Below are 15,876 nucleotides of genomic sequence, written 5' to 3'. Positions count from 1 at the left end.
TTCTTGCTGTGTCAGCCGTTTCAGCCCGACATGCAAGTCATGGCGAAAAGTGTCCGTGTGGTTCCCGCAGGAAACAGGCTCCAGAAACAGCCCAAAATTCCAACAAGCTCATCCCTTCGCACGAGTGCTCAGAAAACGTCGTTTGACAAGAAATATGAGAAGATCAAGACCCTCTTGCAATCAGACAAGAAGCTCATATCGAAGATCAAGAAGATTGCCGATGTCTATGACATCGAGCCGATTCACATGATCGGGGCCATGGTGGGGGAACACACCTATAACATCAACGTCTTCGATCACTTGCAGACCTATTACACCAAGGCAGCGATCTATTCCGGCATGCGTATCCGTTTTGCCTATGATGGGGAGAATATAGAGGATTTTCTCAAGCGGGAGCAATTTGAGTCCTGCAAGGATGTGAAAGATTCCTACGACCTCTGGAACTGTCGGCAGGCGATCTGGAAAAAAGGATTTTCAAGGCAAGACAGTCGACGGAAAGGCTTTTCCGAAAGATCGGTTCAGCAAGATTTTCTTTCAGCCCCTTTATGCGGGCCAGACCTTTGGTCTGGGTCAGATCAGCCCTCTGACCGCGCTAAAGCTCACTGATTTCGTGCATGAGAAGTCAGGATACGACAAGCTCGACGAAACGGATGCACCGGAAGTCTATCACGCCATCATGGACCCGGATGTTTCACTGGCCTATATGGCGGCCGCCATCAGGAAGGCTATCGATGATTATCGCGATATTGCGGGGCTGGACATAACCAAAAATCCGGGCATTACGGCCACCCTCTATAATATTGGTGACTCCCACGAGCATGCAGAGGAGTTGCGGAACAAAATCAGACGTGCGGGCCGCACCATCTGGCCGCGAGAGAATTATTACGGTTGGCTTGTCAATGACAAGATGAGCGAGCTACAGGACTTGGTTGATCCTGACTCTGGTGAGGAAAAGGGCAAACAGCGCGCATCGCTCGCTAAGGAATAGTTTCAAGGCAGATTTTTGCGGTGCCGGCTTTGATGAAGCCGAGTTTTCTGGCCGCTGCCCTCGTTACATCCAGAATCCGCCCCTTTGTGAAAGGTCCGCGATCATTGATCCGGACAATGACCGTTTTTCCGTTTCGCATATTCTGTACCCGAACCTTGGTGCCGAATTCGAATTTGCGATGCGCTGCGGCCAAACTGTCCGGATCGGCCATTTCGCCTGATGCTGTTCGGGATGTGTGCTGATACCAGGAGGCCATGCCGCAACTTGCGGGTTCTGCCGTGTGTCCGACATCCATCAACACACCGATGAATAAAAGACCTGCACTGATGAGTATCAGGGTCTTTGTCAAAAGGTTGATTTGCAATGTTGCGTTCACTCCATGCTTTTGCTTTGGAACAGGATCGATGTCTGGTCACAGCGCATTGAGGCCATGAGCACCGATCTCCTTTCAGAGCAAACTGTGACAAGAGTGTGGTATCGTTCGTCATCTGCATGAGGTGGCGGGCATTGCAGTGGAGACTATTGCAAAAATGCATCATCCCTCCCTGCGCGTATGACACAGGGGGGCGCTGTTCATCAACGGCCCGACGGCCATGCATGTGGTTGCAGATCAGCTTTTTCGCCGTCGGCCTCTTGTGTTGCCTGCGCCTTTGGGCCTTGGCATGTCGGTACCGGGCCCCATGTCGTCAAGATCCGGTTTCTTTATGCGGCTTCCCTTTGTCGATCCCGATTTTGGCAGATTGGCAGACGTGCCATATTTGCGTTCACCGCGATAGCCACCGGTTTTTTCGTCGATGGATGACTGGCGAGCGAGTGGATCGTCAGCCACAGCGAGTTCGGTCTCGCGCAGACGTTTGACTTCGTCACGCAAACGAGCCGCTTCCTCGAATTCGAGATTGGCGGCGGCTTCTTTCATGCGGTTCTCGAGATCCTCGATATGGGCTTCGAGATTGTGACCGATGCCAGCCTGCATTTCTTCGGCGAGGCCCTTGTCGACGGTGACATGGTCGCTTTCGTAAACCGAGCCGAGGATGTCGCCGATATTCTTTTTGACCGTCTGCGGTGTGATGCCATGTTCTTCATTGTAGGCCATCTGCTTTTCACGGCGCCGATTGGTCTCGCCAATGGCCCGTTCCATCGAACCGGTCATGTGATCGGCATAGAGAATGACCTTGCCGTCAGCATTTCGAGCCGCACGACCGATGGTCTGGATGAGGGACGTTTCAGAGCGCAGGAAGCCCTCCTTGTCCGCGTCGAGAATCGCGACAAGCGCGCATTCGGGAATATCAAGTCCTTCGCGCAGCAGGTTGATGCCGATCAGGACATCAAACGCCCCAGACGCAGGTCCCGGATGATTTCGATGCGCTCGATGGTATCGACGTCCGAATGCATATAGCGGACGCGCACGCCCTGCTCATGCAGATATTCTGTGAGGTCCTCTGCCATGCGCTTGGTTAGCGTGGTGACGAGGGTGCGGTATCCGGCCTTTGCCTTTTCCTTCACTTCGCCCAGCAGGTCATCAACCTGAGTTTTCGCAGGGCGGATTTCGATGATCGGATCGGTGAGACCTGTCGGGCGGATGACCTGTTCTGCGAAGACACCGCCGGTCTCTTCCATTTCCCAGTTGCCCGGTGTGGCCGAAACACAAACGGTCTGGGGGCGCATGGCGTCCCATTCCTCAAAGCGCAAGGGGCGGTTATCCATACAGCTCGGCAGGCGGAAACCATATTCGGCGAGGGTGGCCTTGCGACGGAAGTCACCGCGATACATGGCACCCAACTGGCCAATGGTAACGTGGCTTTCGTCAACGAAGATCAGGGCGTTGTCGGGCAGATATTCGAACAGGGTCGGCGGTGGCTCGCCGGGTTTGCGGCCTGTCAGATAGCGGGAATAGTTCTCGATGCCCTGACAGGAGCCAGTCGCTTCCATCATCTCCAGATCGAAACGGGTGCGCTGTTCAAGGCGTTGGGCTTCCAGCAGGCGGCCATGGGCTTCCAGTTCTTCAAGTCTTTCCGTCAGTTCCGTCTTGATGCTCTTGATCGCCTGATTGAGGGTAGGGCGTGGTGTTACATAGTGGGAATTGGCGTAGAGCTTGACCATTTCCAACTCGCCCATTTTCTGGCCGGTGAGTGGGTCGAACTCTTTTATCTCCTCGACTTCGTCACCGAAAAAGGAGATGCGCCAGGCTCTATCCTCATAGTGGGCGGGAAAGATTTCCACCACATCGCCACTGACGCGGAAGGAGCCGCGCTGGAAGTCCATATTGTTGCGCTTGTATTGAAGCGCCACCAGATCGGCCATCAACTGACTTTGATCGATTTCGTCACCAACCTCGATCTTGAAACTCATTTCGGTATAGGTTTCTACCGAGCCGATACCATAGATGCAGGAAACCGATGCAACGATGATCACGTCATCGCGCTCAAGCACGGCTCGGGTAGCCGAGTGGCGCATGCGGTCGATCTGTTCGTTGATCGTGCTTTCCTTCTCGATGAAGGTGTCGGTGCGTGGCACATAGGCTTCGGGCTGGTAGTAATCGTAGTAGGAGACGAAATATTCCACGGCGTTGTTGGGGAAGAAATTCTTGAACTCGCCATAGAGCTGGGCAGCCAACGTCTTGTTGGGTGCAAGAATCAAAGCAGGGCGATTTGTCCTGGCAATGATCTGGGCCATTGTGAAAGTCTTGCCAGACCCCGTCACGCCGAGCAAAACTTGTGTTGCTTCGCCGTCCTTGATGCCTTCGGTCAAGTCTACGATGGCGGTGGGCTGATCACCGGCAGGTTCGAAGTCGGTTTTCAACTCGAAAGCGACACCCCCTTCCGACTTTTCCGGTCGGTCGGGGCGATGGGGACGCCAGGGCTCCGAATCCATGAATTCGGGCCGGCCATGCTCGATGAGGGATTCAAGTGCGCGGACGGTTTCTGTAACACCGGAGCGATCATCACTCTTGCCCTTTTTCTTCTGGGCCTTCTTGCGTTCCTTGGTGACGCGCTCCAGCTCTTCGGCCTTCTCGAGGGAAATATCGAGACCGGCGATGGGATTGAGGCCACCGGCTGCCTTGTCGCGTGCAGATATCTCTGGCTGAGGTTTTTTCCTTGTGCTGCGCTTTGACGCAGCAGACGCCTTATCTTTGCTCTCTTTGTTCTTGGTCGGTTTTGCGTCCAGATTTGCCGCTTCGGCAATTTCACTTGCCCACTCGGAAATCGAATCGGACAGAGGCATGCCTTCCAGCGATGCTTGAGGCGCTTCCCCCAAACCGCTCGGCTTATTTCCATCTTTCTGCTTGTCGTCCGATGCCATTGCAATGCCTCTTTCACTGGAAAAAGTAATGTAAGGGAACAAAGCGAGAATATGAAGGGGGTAATTGAAAAATTCACGGATCTGAATACGTGGTTGAACTTAATCGAATGGCTTATATTCAGTTTTATTAAATTGTCCTAATATTCGAAATGACTAAAATAGTTAGCCAGTTTTGAAATGGAATTTGGCACAGCTCAGGGGAGGAGTCTGTGTCGAGGAGAAAAGAATGACACATGTAGTTGTTATCGGTGGTGGATTGGGAGGGCTATCTGCTGCCTATGAATTTCGTCAAAAATTGTCCAAAACGGACAAGGTGACGGTGGTTTCAAATAAACCATTCTTCCAGTTCACACCTTCCAACCCCTGGGTTGCGGTTGGCTGGCGCAAGAAGAAGGATATTACACTCGATCTTGCCAAGACATTGCCCAAGAACAAAGTCGATTTCCATTGTTCAGCTGTTACAAGTCTCGATCCGGAAAACAATTCCATCGGCATGGAAGACGGCACCACCAGGTCCTATGACTATCTGGTGATTGCGACTGGACCAGAGCTTGCCTTTGATGAAATTGAAGGGCTTGGCCCCGAAGGTAACACCATTTCCGTGTGTGACGTGGATCATGCTTCCTCAGGCTTTGAAAAATGGGAAACCTTTTGCCAAGATCCAGGCCCGATTGTTGTCGGTGCTGTGCAGGGGGCCTCTTGCTATGGTCCTGCCTATGAAACGGCAATGATCTTCGATACAGATCTGCGCAAGAGAAAGATCCGCAACAAGGTTCCGATGACTTTTGTGACGTCCGAGCCCTATATCGGCCATCTGGGTCTTGGCGGTGTGGGTGATACCAAAGGCATGCTTGAGTCAGCCTTCCGTGATCGCACGGTCAAATGGATCACCAATGCCAAGGTGGACAAGGTTGAAGAAGGTGTCATGCATGTCACCGAATGCGATGAAAATGGCGATGTGAAACAGAAACACGAGCTTCCTTTCAAGCATTCCATGATGCTTCCTGCCTTCCGGGGCATTCCTGCACTGCGCGGCATCGATGGACTTGTCAATCCTCGTGGTTTCGTGATTGTCGATGAACATCAGCGCAATCCGAAATATCCAAACATCTTTGGTATTGGTGTTTGTATTGCGATTCCGCCTTATGAGAAAACACCTGTGCCAGTGGGTGTGCCGAAAACCGGTTACATGATCGAATCCATGGTGACCGCAGCTGCGCACAATATGCGTGAATTGCTGGACGGTAAGGAACCGACCCATCAGGCAACGTGGAATGCCATCTGTCTGGCTGACTTCGGCGATAGCGGGCTTGCCTTTGTTGCGATGCCTCAGATTCCGCCGCGGAACACCAACTATTCTGCGCAAGGCAAATGGGTTCATCTGGCCAAGATTGCGTTTGAGAAATATTTCCTGCGCAAGATCCGTAAAGGTGAGACCGAACCCTATTATGAGAAAGCCGTTTTGAGCTTGCTCGATATCGGCAAGATCAAATAACTCTGGACCGGCAATTCCCAATTGAAGGCTCTGACTGCCGCTGTTCGTTCGTACAGCGGCTTTTTTTTGTGCGCCTTGGCAAGGATCATGCGGGCAAATCGGCTGCGGCTTCGGCCCGGTCTTTGGTTCTGCGCAAACGTTTCTGGATGTGTGGCAAGAGTTCGACCAGAAGGATGCAGGAGAAAATCAGGAAACAACCCAGATATTGGCTCGGAGTCAGGCGTTCATGCAGGAGTATGGCACCAAAGATTGCCGCAAACAGGCTTTCGCTTGACAGCAGGATGGCGGCATCGGCCGGGGGTGAATATTGCTGGCCAATGGCCTGCAAACCGAAAGCAAGCGAGCCTGAGAAGACACCGGTATAGATAATTTCGAACCAGGCTCCCTGCAAACTTGAAAGTTCAAGAGTCTCAAAGGGAAGCCCGCCAATCATGCCAAGGACGCCAGCTGTTGCGAATTGCAGGAAGGCAAAAGCGAGCGGGTTGCCATATTTGCTGACCATGCGACCGACAAAGGTGATTTGCAAAGCCCATGACAGGGCGCTGAAGAGCATGAGAATATCGCCGGTTCTCATGGTGTCGATATTTCCTGCCAGCAAATAGGCGCCAATCATGGAGAGCGCTATGATCGGCCAGACGAAAGGCGATGGCCAGGAACGCAGAAGTATGATGCCTACCAGCGGGGTGAGCGGCACATATAGTGCGGTCAGGAAACCGGCATTGGTGACCGATGTGGTGAAAAACCCAAATTGCTGGGTGATGATACCAGCAAAAAAAATGGTCCCGATAAGGATGCCTTTGAGAATGACCGGCAAAGGGATCGGATTTTCAACCCTTCTGCGCTCGAAATAGGCGAAGGGTGCCACGGCTAGAGCTGCAAGAACAAAGCGAATCCCTGTGAAATTCAGTGGGCCTATTGCATCCATGGCCGTGGATTGCGCGACGAAGGCCGCGCCCCAGACGATGGCGGCGACAAGCAACAGCAGGTTAGCAGTCATTCTTGGCATTGGGATTGTCCTGAAAAGAAAGAACTCCACCCCCAGGCGAGGCAGAATGAGCGACAATTAAACGAAACAGCGCTCTTTTCGCAACCAAATTCTTTTTATCAATTGCCAAGGAAAATTGATGAAACAGGCATGTCTGGTCAGGGAAGCAGAGCTGCCGCTTGCTCGGTCTTTCTTGCTTCGGCGATGAAGCGCAAGGGGCCGGGCTTGATGCTATCGAAGGGCCAACAGGAAGACAGGACCAGTTCCTGCTCGTCAGACTCCTTGATCAGGCCAGATTCGTCCCAGCGGGCAACGCGCATTTTGTCGACCTGAAACGTCTTCGCTGCTCCATCAAATGGTTCAATTTTGATGAATGCCCCGTTATGTAGGTCTGCGAGGGCCTTGAAATGCGTATCCCGGTGCGCGGCGATAACCGTGGTTCCCTTCTGGTCGAGAGGGGCGGACTGATCAAGAAGAACGGGGCCGAAGGCGAGGCCCTCCCCTCCCGCTTCCTTGAGTATGATCGCGTCCAGATCAAGCGATGGAATGGACAGTCTGGCAACCGGCCAGCTGTCGGCCCATGGCCATGCTTTCTGCGGTTTGCCAGTGTTGCGGCTGATGGACCAGGCGCGTTCCAGAAGAAGCTGCGCCACCTGGGCCTTGATGGGAAGCCACAAGCCATAGAGCGTCAGGCCACTTCCCAAGAGCAGGAATAGCAGTGTGAGATATTTGATCGTGGTCCTTGTCGAAGGCCTCAATTGTTTGTTCCCGGATAGGCGACACTTCATTTCATGAATTGCAAAAAGGCGTGCGGCGATTGCCCGCCGCACGCGGATTGTTTCTACCCTTTTGTTTGAGGCTTATGCCATTTCAGCCAGAGTGCGAGGCTTCCAGCCAGAGCAAGGAAGAATAGACCTGCATAGGTTATCAGCTCTGACCAAGTGGCGGTTTTGGGCAGTTTGATTTGCTGTCCACCGGTTGGTGCGGAAGCAACACTTGATATGCTTTCCGTGGGCACCGCGCTCGTGTCCATTGCCAGCATTGCTTCGGGAGCAAGAGCAAAGCGCGCAAGCTTCTTGCCAAAGCTTCTTGTCGCGCCCAGCGGTGCTGGTGCTGTCAAGGCGGCGCTTGTTGCGTTGGGATCAACCGACCCGTCGATTTTGTTCATGTCCCATCCATCCGGCAGGTTGAGCGGGACCTTTTGGCTATTCAGGTCTTCATCCTCTGGGCGTGACGGGGTCACGTCAACAGCCACGAGACTGGTCAGGCGCGTTACAAGGTGATGCTTCAGACCGAGATCCTCGATGGCCTTGTCTATGCCGACCATGTCACTGGAGAGCAGACGATCGTTTTCAAGCTGACGGATCTTGCCGCGTGCCCACAATTTGTCGATGGCACTGGAGGGGGCCGCTTGAGAAATATCGACATCCATGGACCAGGGCTGATTGTCGAAGCGGCCCTTGAGTGTCAGCTTGCTGCCGAGGTCTTTTGCCTTGAGAGCCAGAATGACCGGCTCTCCCAGATAGAGGTCTGGCAGCTCGCTCGGCGAGGCTTCGATGTCTTTGCCTTCGGGAAGCTCAATCTCAAGATTGGTTGCAACCGGTGTTGTCAACTGGGTGAAGAGTTTGCCCATTTTGTCTTTGACTTCGCCAATGTCGCCAATTTCCGTAAAGGTTCCGCGTCCGACTTCTGCGGCTCGTGACATAAAAAAGCTGTTGGGTGCAGAGCCAATTCCGACCGTGAAGATGCGGGAGCGGCCCTTTTTGGATTTCACGGCTTCAAACAACTGGCGTTCGTTGCCGATTGCTCCGTCTGTGAGGAAGATGACCTGACGCAGGGTTGGCTCGTTCGGGTTGCTGTCCTTGAGGGCTTCTTCCATGGCGGGCAGCATTTCTGTTCCGCCATTGGCATCAATTGCTGCCACCCAATATTTAGCAGTCGAGACATGCTCGCTGTCGGCTTGCTGTGGTGCGTCAAAAAGTTTTGACATTTGATTGTTGAAGCGAATGATCTGAAACTTGTCTTCCGGCTTCAGCTGTCCAAGGGCTTCCAGCAGGCTTGCCTTGGCCTGACCAATGGACGGGCCTGCCATAGAGCCGGACTGGTCGATGACGAAGACAACCTCACGAGGCGGCGTCATCAGGGTTTCTGTCAGCTTGAAGGGGGGCGTGATATAGGCAAGCAGATAATCCTCATCCGGTCCGACATTTGCCTTGTCCGATACGGCTGGATCGTCCGGTGTGTGCTTGCTCTGGGTGAAGAGGCCAAGATTGGGTGTTTTTCCTGCCTTGCCTGTCCAGGTCAGAAGAAAATCCTTGTCGGCGGGAACCGTCTCGTCTCTGAGAGTGAGTGACATCTTGTCTTCGCCGTCCGGTTTGATTGCCACTTCATGATAGTGACTGATGATATTCTTCAAGGGGAACCCTGCCTTGAGGTTTATTGACAATGTCACAGGGTTGCTTTTGCCGTCTTTCTCCGGGTCAAGAATGGGGGAGGTGATTGCATCACGATCGGGAACCGGATCTGTGCTGCTCCAGCCCGAAGTGCTCTGCGTCTGATTGGTCTGGATGTCGATCACCGGACGCAAGGGTTTGTCGAGCGGATTGTAACGAGGCGCGACAACAAGGGGCACGCGCAGCGAGAACTCATTCTCCTTGCGCGGGATGGTCTGCTGATATTCAATCTGGATTGTAATGGAATCCTTGGGGCCGATATTGGCAACCGAATTGGTGAAAATGTTGGGCCGGTTCTGTTCCAGAAGGCTGGCTTTCTTGCCTTCTTCCTTGGCCTTTTCGTAAATCTCGCGCGCTTCCTGTTTGCGCTTTATCTTGCCCTCGATGATGCGGTCACCGATTTTCATTTTCAATTGATCAACCGCCGAATTGTCCGGCAGAGGGAAAACGTAAACCCCTTCCGCCCAGGCGTCACTTGGGTTGAAAAACTCCTGGGTGACGATGACGCGGGCGACAGGGCCCGTTATGTCGATCTTGAAATCCGTGTTGACTTTCGGGGCTTCGATGAAGCGACCCGGTTCCTTGGAGTTGAACAGCAGGCTGCCCGATTGCATGTCATTTGGCGTGACAAGTCTCAAGGGGTCTTGCTGTTCCACCTTTATTTCCGGTGCCGTGGTCTGGGCCGACTGGGCGGGCGAATTTGCAATCGAGAGCGCAACGCCCAAGATCAGCGCATACGCACCTAGCCAAAGCTTGAAGGCTTTTGAAACTGATTTTTCGTGATTGGATTTGGGGCGCAGTTCGATGCTGTGTCGCTTGTGACCGCGCCGTGACGAATGAGTTTTTGGCAGTGGCATTTTTCTATCCCGCAATAGGGTTGGTCCCATAATCATTGCCGAGTATTACATGAGAATGAGGCCCAGTTTTGCGGGAAAAAGGTCGCAAAAGTGCCGATTTTGTGACCTTTTCAGGGCCATTGGGTCAATTGTAGTATGGTAAAGCACTCATTTTCTTGTGGTCATACACAAGGCGCGGCAGCTTGTCTCAGGGATAACCTTAATGTTCTTGCTTTACCTTGAAATGTTCATTTGATAGTTATGTTCGAAGATATTCATTTACGAGGTACGAAATGTCTCTTGATCGCTCTGTAATGGCCTTTGCAGGTTTTATGATTCTGCTGTCGGTCATATTGACACTCTATGTTCACCCGCTCTTCGTCTGGTTCACCGTGTTCATCGGTGCCAACATGATTCAGTCTGCTTTCACCGGTTTTTGTCCTGCTGCCATGATCTTCAAGAAAATTGGCATCAAGCCTGGCACTGCATTTGATTGATCGTTATCGGCTTGCACAAAGCCGGGCGTGACGCCCGACAAACCGATTTCGAGATGTTTGAACGCGCAAATAAAAAAGCCGCAGCATTTTTTGCTGCGGCTTTTGTTTTGGGTCAGCAGGACCTATTCGTCGGGATTCTTCAGCATCTCCGGCTGTTGTTCTTCCAGATAGGCCTCTTCTGCCGGGGTCAGTTCAATGCGCTCATATCCAGTGATCATCGTATGAATATAGTGGAATACAGTTTTGCCGGTCGTGGTCATGTAGACGTGAATGACGACAAAGGTGATCATCGCAAAGGCTGCCGCAGTGTGGACGAAGGCAACAAGCGTGAAGATTTGTTGCCCATTGGCGATTTCCGACCACAGACCATAAAGCAGGTAAGCGATGCCGGACAGCCAGAGGGCAGGGCCGATGATGACCATGAAGGTCAGATAGGCCAGAGACTGTAGGGCATTCTGCTTGCGGTTGAGTGTTTTTGAATAAGGGTGCGGTGCGCCGGTGATGATGCCGATGGCATAGAATTTGATGACGGCGAACAGGCCCTTGTTCTGCGGCAGATAATGGCGCCATTGTCCGGTAGTAAAGTTCCAGAAGGTGGTGAACAACCACAGGATCAAAAGAGCGATCGCCGCATAGGTGTGAACCATTACAGCCAATGGAAATGGGACGAAGTTAAGCGTGCCATGAAGGTTGAACCCGGATATGGCCAGGATGAAAATCAGAACAGCCTGGGACCAGTGCCAGAAACGTTCATAGCGTGAATAGATCTTGACCGCGCGCTTGTGGACATTAGGCTTGATGGTCAGATCTTCAGCTTTGGCAGAAGACGTGATGTCAGTCATGGTGATCTCCTTATGCCTCGTTGTTGCGGTTGCGGAACAAAATGCGCAGCAGACCATGAAGCAGGACACCCAGAACGGTCAGGCCAAAGGCTGCATAGCCGATCCAGTCAAGCCATTTGAAATTGTCGCGACCAGGCATGTAGATACCGGTGATTCCCGCCAGACGGCTTTGCTTGGAATGACATTCGGTACATTTGACCGCTCCTTCTTTCGGAGCAACCATATGTGTGATTGGCCAATACATATGGGTGTCAACAAAACCGAGTTTGCCTGAGAATTCCTTGCCAACAAAGTCCATGGCGGCGGGAACCGACGTGTCCCAATTGAAATTCGTCCAAAGCGCGGTGTCGTCCTTGCCATAGACATGGTTATAGACCAGCTGGTTCTTTTCCATGTCGTAAGGCTGGCGTGAAAGCATCTGTTTGAATGGCCAGATGCGGGATTTGCCATCGGTTGCGGAGCCACCCAGAGCATTGATTTCAACGACCTTGGTCGGATCAATCTTGTCATCAAGCAGGGTCCATGTGGTTTCGCCGTTGAACCATGCATAATGAGGGATCACATCCTCGCCATATTCGAAATTGCCTTTTTCGGACATGTAGCTCGGATGGCCGTGCTCATCCATGATCTTGAACGGCTTGCCGTCCTTGAGCTTGCCAGCTGTTGACCAGTCCCAAAGGGTCTTGGTTGCAACGCCGCCGCGGGCGAATTCCGGAATGTGACAGGTCTGACAAGCCACCGTGTCGGTGTGATCGTTGAGCTTGATGCCGATCAGCTCGTCATCTTCATGTGGACGGTTGGAATGGCAACTCTCGCAGGAGGCTGTCGGCTCCATCAGGCTGGCCATCTGATCCACCTTGCGCATTTTTGCGCTTTTGGTGTCTTTGCCTTCGACGGTCTTGGTCGTTGGTTTGGCTTCGGTATGATAACGAGACCCAGGCCATTGGTGCCCTGATCCCGAGTGGCAGGCCGTGCAGGCCATGTTGAGCCCGTCTTTGTTCATGTGAACGTCGAGCGCGACGTCCGGATGGTCCAAAGAGCTGTCCAGATCACCGTGTTTGACGCCATCGCCTCCGCCGCCATAATAGTGGCAGGAGCCGCAATTCTGGCGTTGTGGATTGGTAACCGACTGGGCTGCCTTTGCCAGGTCCGGTGGCATGATGGTCTTGCCATTCACCTCGATCGGCTCATAGAGTGGATGGCCAGCCTTGGTCGGATATTTGCTATAGAGCGCAGTGTCTGCATGACAGACAAGGCAATCAACCGCTTCCGGTTCGGAGGGAGGGGCCTTGCGCATATCTTCCCAGCCATAGCCAGCGTGGCAAGAGGTGCACCGTGGCTCGTTGGAGGCGACGTTGCCGCAGAATGCGTTGATAACGGTGCGTTTGCCGAGGGTTTGACCCGTGGCTTCATTCTTGACTTCCCATTTCCAGTGAAGCGTATGCTGAACCTGATCGGCGGCTTCGGTATGGCAGGCGAGGCAAGCTTTTGTGACTTCCGGGCCGGATTTGAAATCCTGTTGCAGGATCAGAAACTTGGAGTGGTCCGCCGTTCCTCCCGCAGGCTTGCCAGACAATTGCAGTGTATTTGCCTGTCTTGGCGAGTGCGGCAAATCGGTGCCGGATTCCGAAAGGGCTGAGTTTGTGCTTATGAAAAAGCCAGAAAGGATGAACAGGGTCGACAGCCAGGTTGACAACGCAATGTTACGTGTGTTCGAGAACCGTCTGCCCCTATTTGCAACGTTCGCCATAGGGTCCTCCGAACAAATGCAATAGACTTGAGATCGGTTGGTGACCGATCTGTACTAGATTGTAAAAACAAGGTGCTGAGAACCGGGTCCGGTCAGGGCCGATTCATCGGGTGCTTTAAATAAGACTATATTATTCTTGTTTAACATATTCGAATATTGTCGGTGGGACATTCTGTCGCACGTATTCAAAACTACGTAATTTTTACGATGATAATGAAAAAGAAAGGGCCGCAATATGTAACTGCGACCCTTTGTATTGGGGATAATTCTTATTTGATACGGTCTGGTTCGTGAGTTTCCAGATAAGTGACTTCCGCCTCGGTTAATTCCATATCCTCAAAGCCCGTGATCATGGCCTTGGTATAGTGGATAAGAGTTTTGCCCGTTGTCACCATATAGATATGTCCGATTACAAAGGCGACCATGAGGAAGGCTCCGATCAGGTGCAACAGCACAACCAGGCTGAATATGTCGTGGTTACCCGAGTTGCCTGCCCAGAAACTGTAGAACATATAGGCAAGACCCGACAGCCATAGCAATGGCCCGACGACAGTCATGATGCTGAAATAGGCGAAGGACTGAAGCGGGTTCTGCTTGCGGCTGAGGGTGCGTTTGTACGGATGGGGCTGACCGCTCATCATTCCGACAAGATAATGCATGATGACCGCCCAAAGTCCCTTGTTGGTTGGAACAAAATGCCTCCATTGTCCAGTTGTGAAGGTCCAGAAAGCGGTGAAGAGCCAAAGGAAGATCAGGGCGAATGCCGCAATGTCATGGATCATCACTGCCGATTTGAACGGAATGAAGCGGATTGTGCCATGCACGGTAAAGCCGGAGAAGGCCAGAATGAAGATCAGTATGGCCTGGGACCAATGCCAGAAGCGTTCATAGCGACTGTAGTTTTTCACCTTTCGATGGAAGGTTGCAGGTTTGTCATTCTTTCTGGCCGCAGGGGAAGATTGATTGTCTGTCATGAGTCTGTCCTCCTTAATGCTGACGGCTTTTACGCGTGGCAATGCGGAAAATGGTATGGATCCCGATGCCCAGGATTGTCAGGATGATCAGACCATAGCCAAGCCAATCGATGATGCCGTGATTGTCCCGGCCCGGAATGAATACGCCTTCGATGCCTTCAAGGCGTCCGTTCTTTGAGTGACATTCATCACATTGAACGGCCTTGTTGGCAGGGGCCACCATGTGTGTGATCGGCCACCACATGCGGGTTTCGACAAATTCAAACTTGCCTGAATAGTCCTTGCCCATATAGTCCATGCCGCTCTGGATGGCTTTCGGCCAATCGAAATTCTTCCAGAAGGCATCGGCGTCTTTGCCAAACAGATGCATATAGACAAGCTTCTTGCTTTCCGCATCGATCGGCTGCCTGGTGTTCATCAGCTTGAACGGCCAGATGCGAGCCTTGTCGTCATTGGCATCGCCTCCCAGAGCGTTCAGAATGACCGGTTTGGATGTATCGACCGGATCCTCATCCGTCACATAAGTGAATGTGCCATTGAACCAGCTATAGGTCGGCTGGACATTTTCCTCGTAGTTGAAATCTCCTTTTTTGGAATCGTAGCTCGGATGGCCCTTGTCGTCTTTGACTGTGAAGGGTTTGCCGTCCTTGAGCTTGCCTGCGGTTGACCAGTCCCACAGTGTCTTGGTTGCAACGCCACCGCGTGCAAATTCCGGGATGTGGCAGGTTTGGCAGGCAACGGTATCGGTGTGATTGTTGAGCTTGATGGCTTCAAGAGTTGCGCTTTGGTGTGGCGCATCTGAGTGACAGCTTTCGCAAGACGCGGTTTCATTGACCCGACGCATTGCGAAAACGGGCAGCTTCTTGCCTTCGTCATCACGAGCCTGAGGTTTGGCATCGATATCGTAGCGGGATCCCGGCCATGTGTGTCCAGAGCCGGAATGGCAGGCGGAACAGGCCATGTTGCCACCGTCGGCGGACATATGCACGTCCAGGTCCAAAGATGGATTATGAAGCGAGCTGTCAAGGTCACCATGTTTGACCCCGTCACCTCCGCCGCCATAGAAGTGGCATGAGCCACAATTCTCGCGTTGTGGCAGGCTGACGGATTGCGCCGCTTTGGTCAGGTCTGAAACCGGAAAATCCTTGCCCGAGAATTTAGTCGGCTCGGTAACCGGCAGACCCGCCATGGTCGGGAATTTGCTATAGTATTTTTTCTCTGCATGGCAGACGAGGCAGTCGACATTTTCCGGCTCGCTTGGCGGCGGTTGGCGCATGTCCTTCCAGCCGTATCCCGCGTGACACGATGTGCAGCGGGCTTCGTTGGAAGCGACGTTTCCGCAGAAAGCGTTGATCACGTACCGCTTGCCCAGCTTCTGACCCGTTTTCTCGTTGTCATACTCCCATTTCCAGTGAATGGAGTCATGAACCTGGGTTGCCGCTTCATTGTGGCAACTCAGGCAGGCCTTGGTGACATCCGGTGCGGATTTGAAATCCTGTTGCAGGATCTCGAATTTCGTATGGTCTGCTGTTTCTCCCGGTTTCTTGCCCGTGATTTGGTCGTCAGTGGGTTTTGCTTCAGAAGAACCAGTCGTCGCGGCCAGGGCGCTGCCTGGTCCCACGATTGGTTCTGATGCGATGAAATAAAATGAAAGAAGGATCATCGCAGCGAAAAATCTGCAAACTGATCCCAAGCCCCTGAAGGCTGCATGGTCCGTCATTTAGTCCTCCCAACGGATGCAGTAATGCAGCCAGAT

Annotated in this window: 12 protein-coding genes and 1 pseudogene; 4 read left to right on the top strand and 9 right to left on the bottom strand. The window is 52.7% G+C overall.

Annotation, left to right across the window (positions count from 1 at the left end; translation table 11 throughout):
* The first annotated feature begins 39 nt into the window (after positions 1-39).
* Both ACHZB8_RS10850 and ACHZB8_RS10845 read left to right on the top strand, forming a co-directional pair.
* Complete coding sequence (locus ACHZB8_RS10850) at positions 40-606, top strand: DUF1402 family protein (RefSeq protein ID WP_316860276.1); 567 nt, start codon at positions 40-42, stop codon at positions 604-606.
* Complete coding sequence (locus ACHZB8_RS10845) at positions 527-988, top strand: DUF1402 family protein (RefSeq protein WP_316860756.1); 462 nt, start codon at positions 527-529, stop codon at positions 986-988. Before ACHZB8_RS10850 ends, ACHZB8_RS10845 begins: the two co-directional genes overlap by 80 nt.
* On the opposite strand, the gene ACHZB8_RS10840 is transcribed toward ACHZB8_RS10845, so the two are convergent.
* Together ACHZB8_RS10840 and uvrB are read right to left on the bottom strand one after the other, a co-directional pair.
* Positions 978-1,283: a septal ring lytic transglycosylase RlpA family protein gene (locus ACHZB8_RS10840; RefSeq protein WP_316860754.1), complete on the bottom strand. Its 306-nt coding sequence runs from the start codon at positions 1,281-1,283 to the stop codon at positions 978-980. The genes ACHZB8_RS10845 and ACHZB8_RS10840 overlap by 11 nt on opposite strands.
* 315 nt (positions 1,284-1,598) lie before the next feature.
* Positions 1,599-4,063: pseudogene (gene uvrB, locus ACHZB8_RS10835) on the bottom strand (excinuclease ABC subunit UvrB).
* A gap of 451 nt (positions 4,064-4,514) precedes the next feature.
* Between uvrB and ACHZB8_RS10830 the strand changes: the two are divergent.
* Positions 4,515-5,783, top strand: coding sequence for an FAD-dependent oxidoreductase (locus tag ACHZB8_RS10830; protein WP_316860275.1), 1,269 nt, complete (start codon positions 4,515-4,517; stop codon positions 5,781-5,783).
* An 85-nt stretch (positions 5,784-5,868) separates the two neighbouring features.
* Here ACHZB8_RS10830 and ACHZB8_RS10825 read toward each other — a convergent pair whose 3' ends face one another.
* The 3 genes from ACHZB8_RS10825 to ACHZB8_RS10815 form a co-directional block, all read right to left on the bottom strand.
* Positions 5,869-6,789, bottom strand: a complete 921-nt coding sequence (locus tag ACHZB8_RS10825; protein WP_316860274.1) for a DMT family transporter — start codon at positions 6,787-6,789, stop codon at positions 5,869-5,871.
* 137 nt (positions 6,790-6,926) lie between these two features.
* Positions 6,927-7,526, bottom strand: a complete 600-nt coding sequence (locus tag ACHZB8_RS10820; RefSeq protein WP_316860273.1) for a class GN sortase — start codon at positions 7,524-7,526, stop codon at positions 6,927-6,929.
* Positions 7,527-7,609: 83 nt separating this feature from the next.
* A complete protein-coding gene (locus tag ACHZB8_RS10815; protein ID WP_316860272.1) occupies positions 7,610-10,078 on the bottom strand; it encodes a marine proteobacterial sortase target protein in 2,469 nt (822 codons plus the stop codon).
* 272 nt (positions 10,079-10,350) lie between these two features.
* Here ACHZB8_RS10815 and ACHZB8_RS10810 point away from each other — a divergent pair, with 272 nt between their 5' ends.
* Positions 10,351-10,554, top strand: a complete 204-nt coding sequence (locus ACHZB8_RS10810) for a DUF2892 domain-containing protein (RefSeq protein WP_316860271.1) — start codon at positions 10,351-10,353, stop codon at positions 10,552-10,554.
* Positions 10,555-10,676: 122 nt separating this feature from the next.
* Here the strand turns inward: ACHZB8_RS10810 and ACHZB8_RS10805 are convergent, their stop codons facing one another.
* From ACHZB8_RS10805 to ACHZB8_RS10790, 4 genes are all read right to left on the bottom strand, one after another.
* Positions 10,677-11,396, bottom strand: coding sequence for a cytochrome b/b6 domain-containing protein (locus tag ACHZB8_RS10805; RefSeq protein ID WP_316860270.1), 720 nt, complete (start codon positions 11,394-11,396; stop codon positions 10,677-10,679).
* Between the two features lie 10 nt (positions 11,397-11,406).
* On the bottom strand, positions 11,407-13,146 hold the full coding sequence (locus tag ACHZB8_RS10800; protein WP_316860269.1) for a tetrathionate reductase family octaheme c-type cytochrome: 1,740 nt from the start codon (positions 13,144-13,146) through the stop codon (positions 11,407-11,409).
* Positions 13,147-13,415: 269 nt separating this feature from the next.
* Positions 13,416-14,120: a cytochrome b/b6 domain-containing protein gene (locus ACHZB8_RS10795; protein ID WP_316860268.1), complete on the bottom strand. Its 705-nt coding sequence runs from the start codon at positions 14,118-14,120 to the stop codon at positions 13,416-13,418.
* A 13-nt stretch (positions 14,121-14,133) separates the two neighbouring features.
* Positions 14,134-15,840, bottom strand: a complete 1,707-nt coding sequence (locus ACHZB8_RS10790; RefSeq protein WP_316860267.1) for a tetrathionate reductase family octaheme c-type cytochrome — start codon at positions 15,838-15,840, stop codon at positions 14,134-14,136.
* Positions 15,841-15,876 lie beyond the last annotated feature (36 nt).

Source organism: uncultured Cohaesibacter sp. (assembly GCF_963556055.3).
In the GTDB taxonomy this organism is placed as follows: domain Bacteria; phylum Pseudomonadota; class Alphaproteobacteria; order Rhizobiales; family Cohaesibacteraceae; genus Cohaesibacter.
The sequence above is the reverse complement of the archived record's forward strand: the minus strand, read 5'-3'. Positions and strand labels throughout refer to the sequence as shown.

Excerpts from the sequence above, each read along its gene's own strand:
- ACHZB8_RS10795 (WP_316860268.1), bottom strand. The coding sequence starts at position 14,120 with ATGACAGACAATCAATCTTCCCCTGCGGCCAGAAAGAATGACAAACCT.
- ACHZB8_RS10790 (WP_316860267.1), bottom strand. The coding sequence starts at position 15,840 with ATGACGGACCATGCAGCCTTCAGGGGCTTGGGATCAGTTTGCAGATTT.
- ACHZB8_RS10800 (WP_316860269.1), bottom strand. The coding sequence starts at position 13,146 with ATGGCGAACGTTGCAAATAGGGGCAGACGGTTCTCGAACACACGTAAC.
- ACHZB8_RS10825 (WP_316860274.1), bottom strand. The coding sequence starts at position 6,789 with ATGCCAAGAATGACTGCTAACCTGCTGTTGCTTGTCGCCGCCATCGTC.
- ACHZB8_RS10840 (WP_316860754.1), bottom strand. The coding sequence starts at position 1,283 with ATGGATGTCGGACACACGGCAGAACCCGCAAGTTGCGGCATGGCCTCC.
- ACHZB8_RS10830 (WP_316860275.1), top strand. The coding sequence starts at position 4,515 with ATGACACATGTAGTTGTTATCGGTGGTGGATTGGGAGGGCTATCTGCT.
- ACHZB8_RS10850 (WP_316860276.1), top strand. The coding sequence starts at position 40 with ATGGCGAAAAGTGTCCGTGTGGTTCCCGCAGGAAACAGGCTCCAGAAA.
- ACHZB8_RS10815 (WP_316860272.1), bottom strand. The coding sequence starts at position 10,078 with ATGCCACTGCCAAAAACTCATTCGTCACGGCGCGGTCACAAGCGACAC.
- ACHZB8_RS10810 (WP_316860271.1), top strand. The coding sequence starts at position 10,351 with ATGTCTCTTGATCGCTCTGTAATGGCCTTTGCAGGTTTTATGATTCTG.
- ACHZB8_RS10805 (WP_316860270.1), bottom strand. The coding sequence starts at position 11,396 with ATGACTGACATCACGTCTTCTGCCAAAGCTGAAGATCTGACCATCAAG.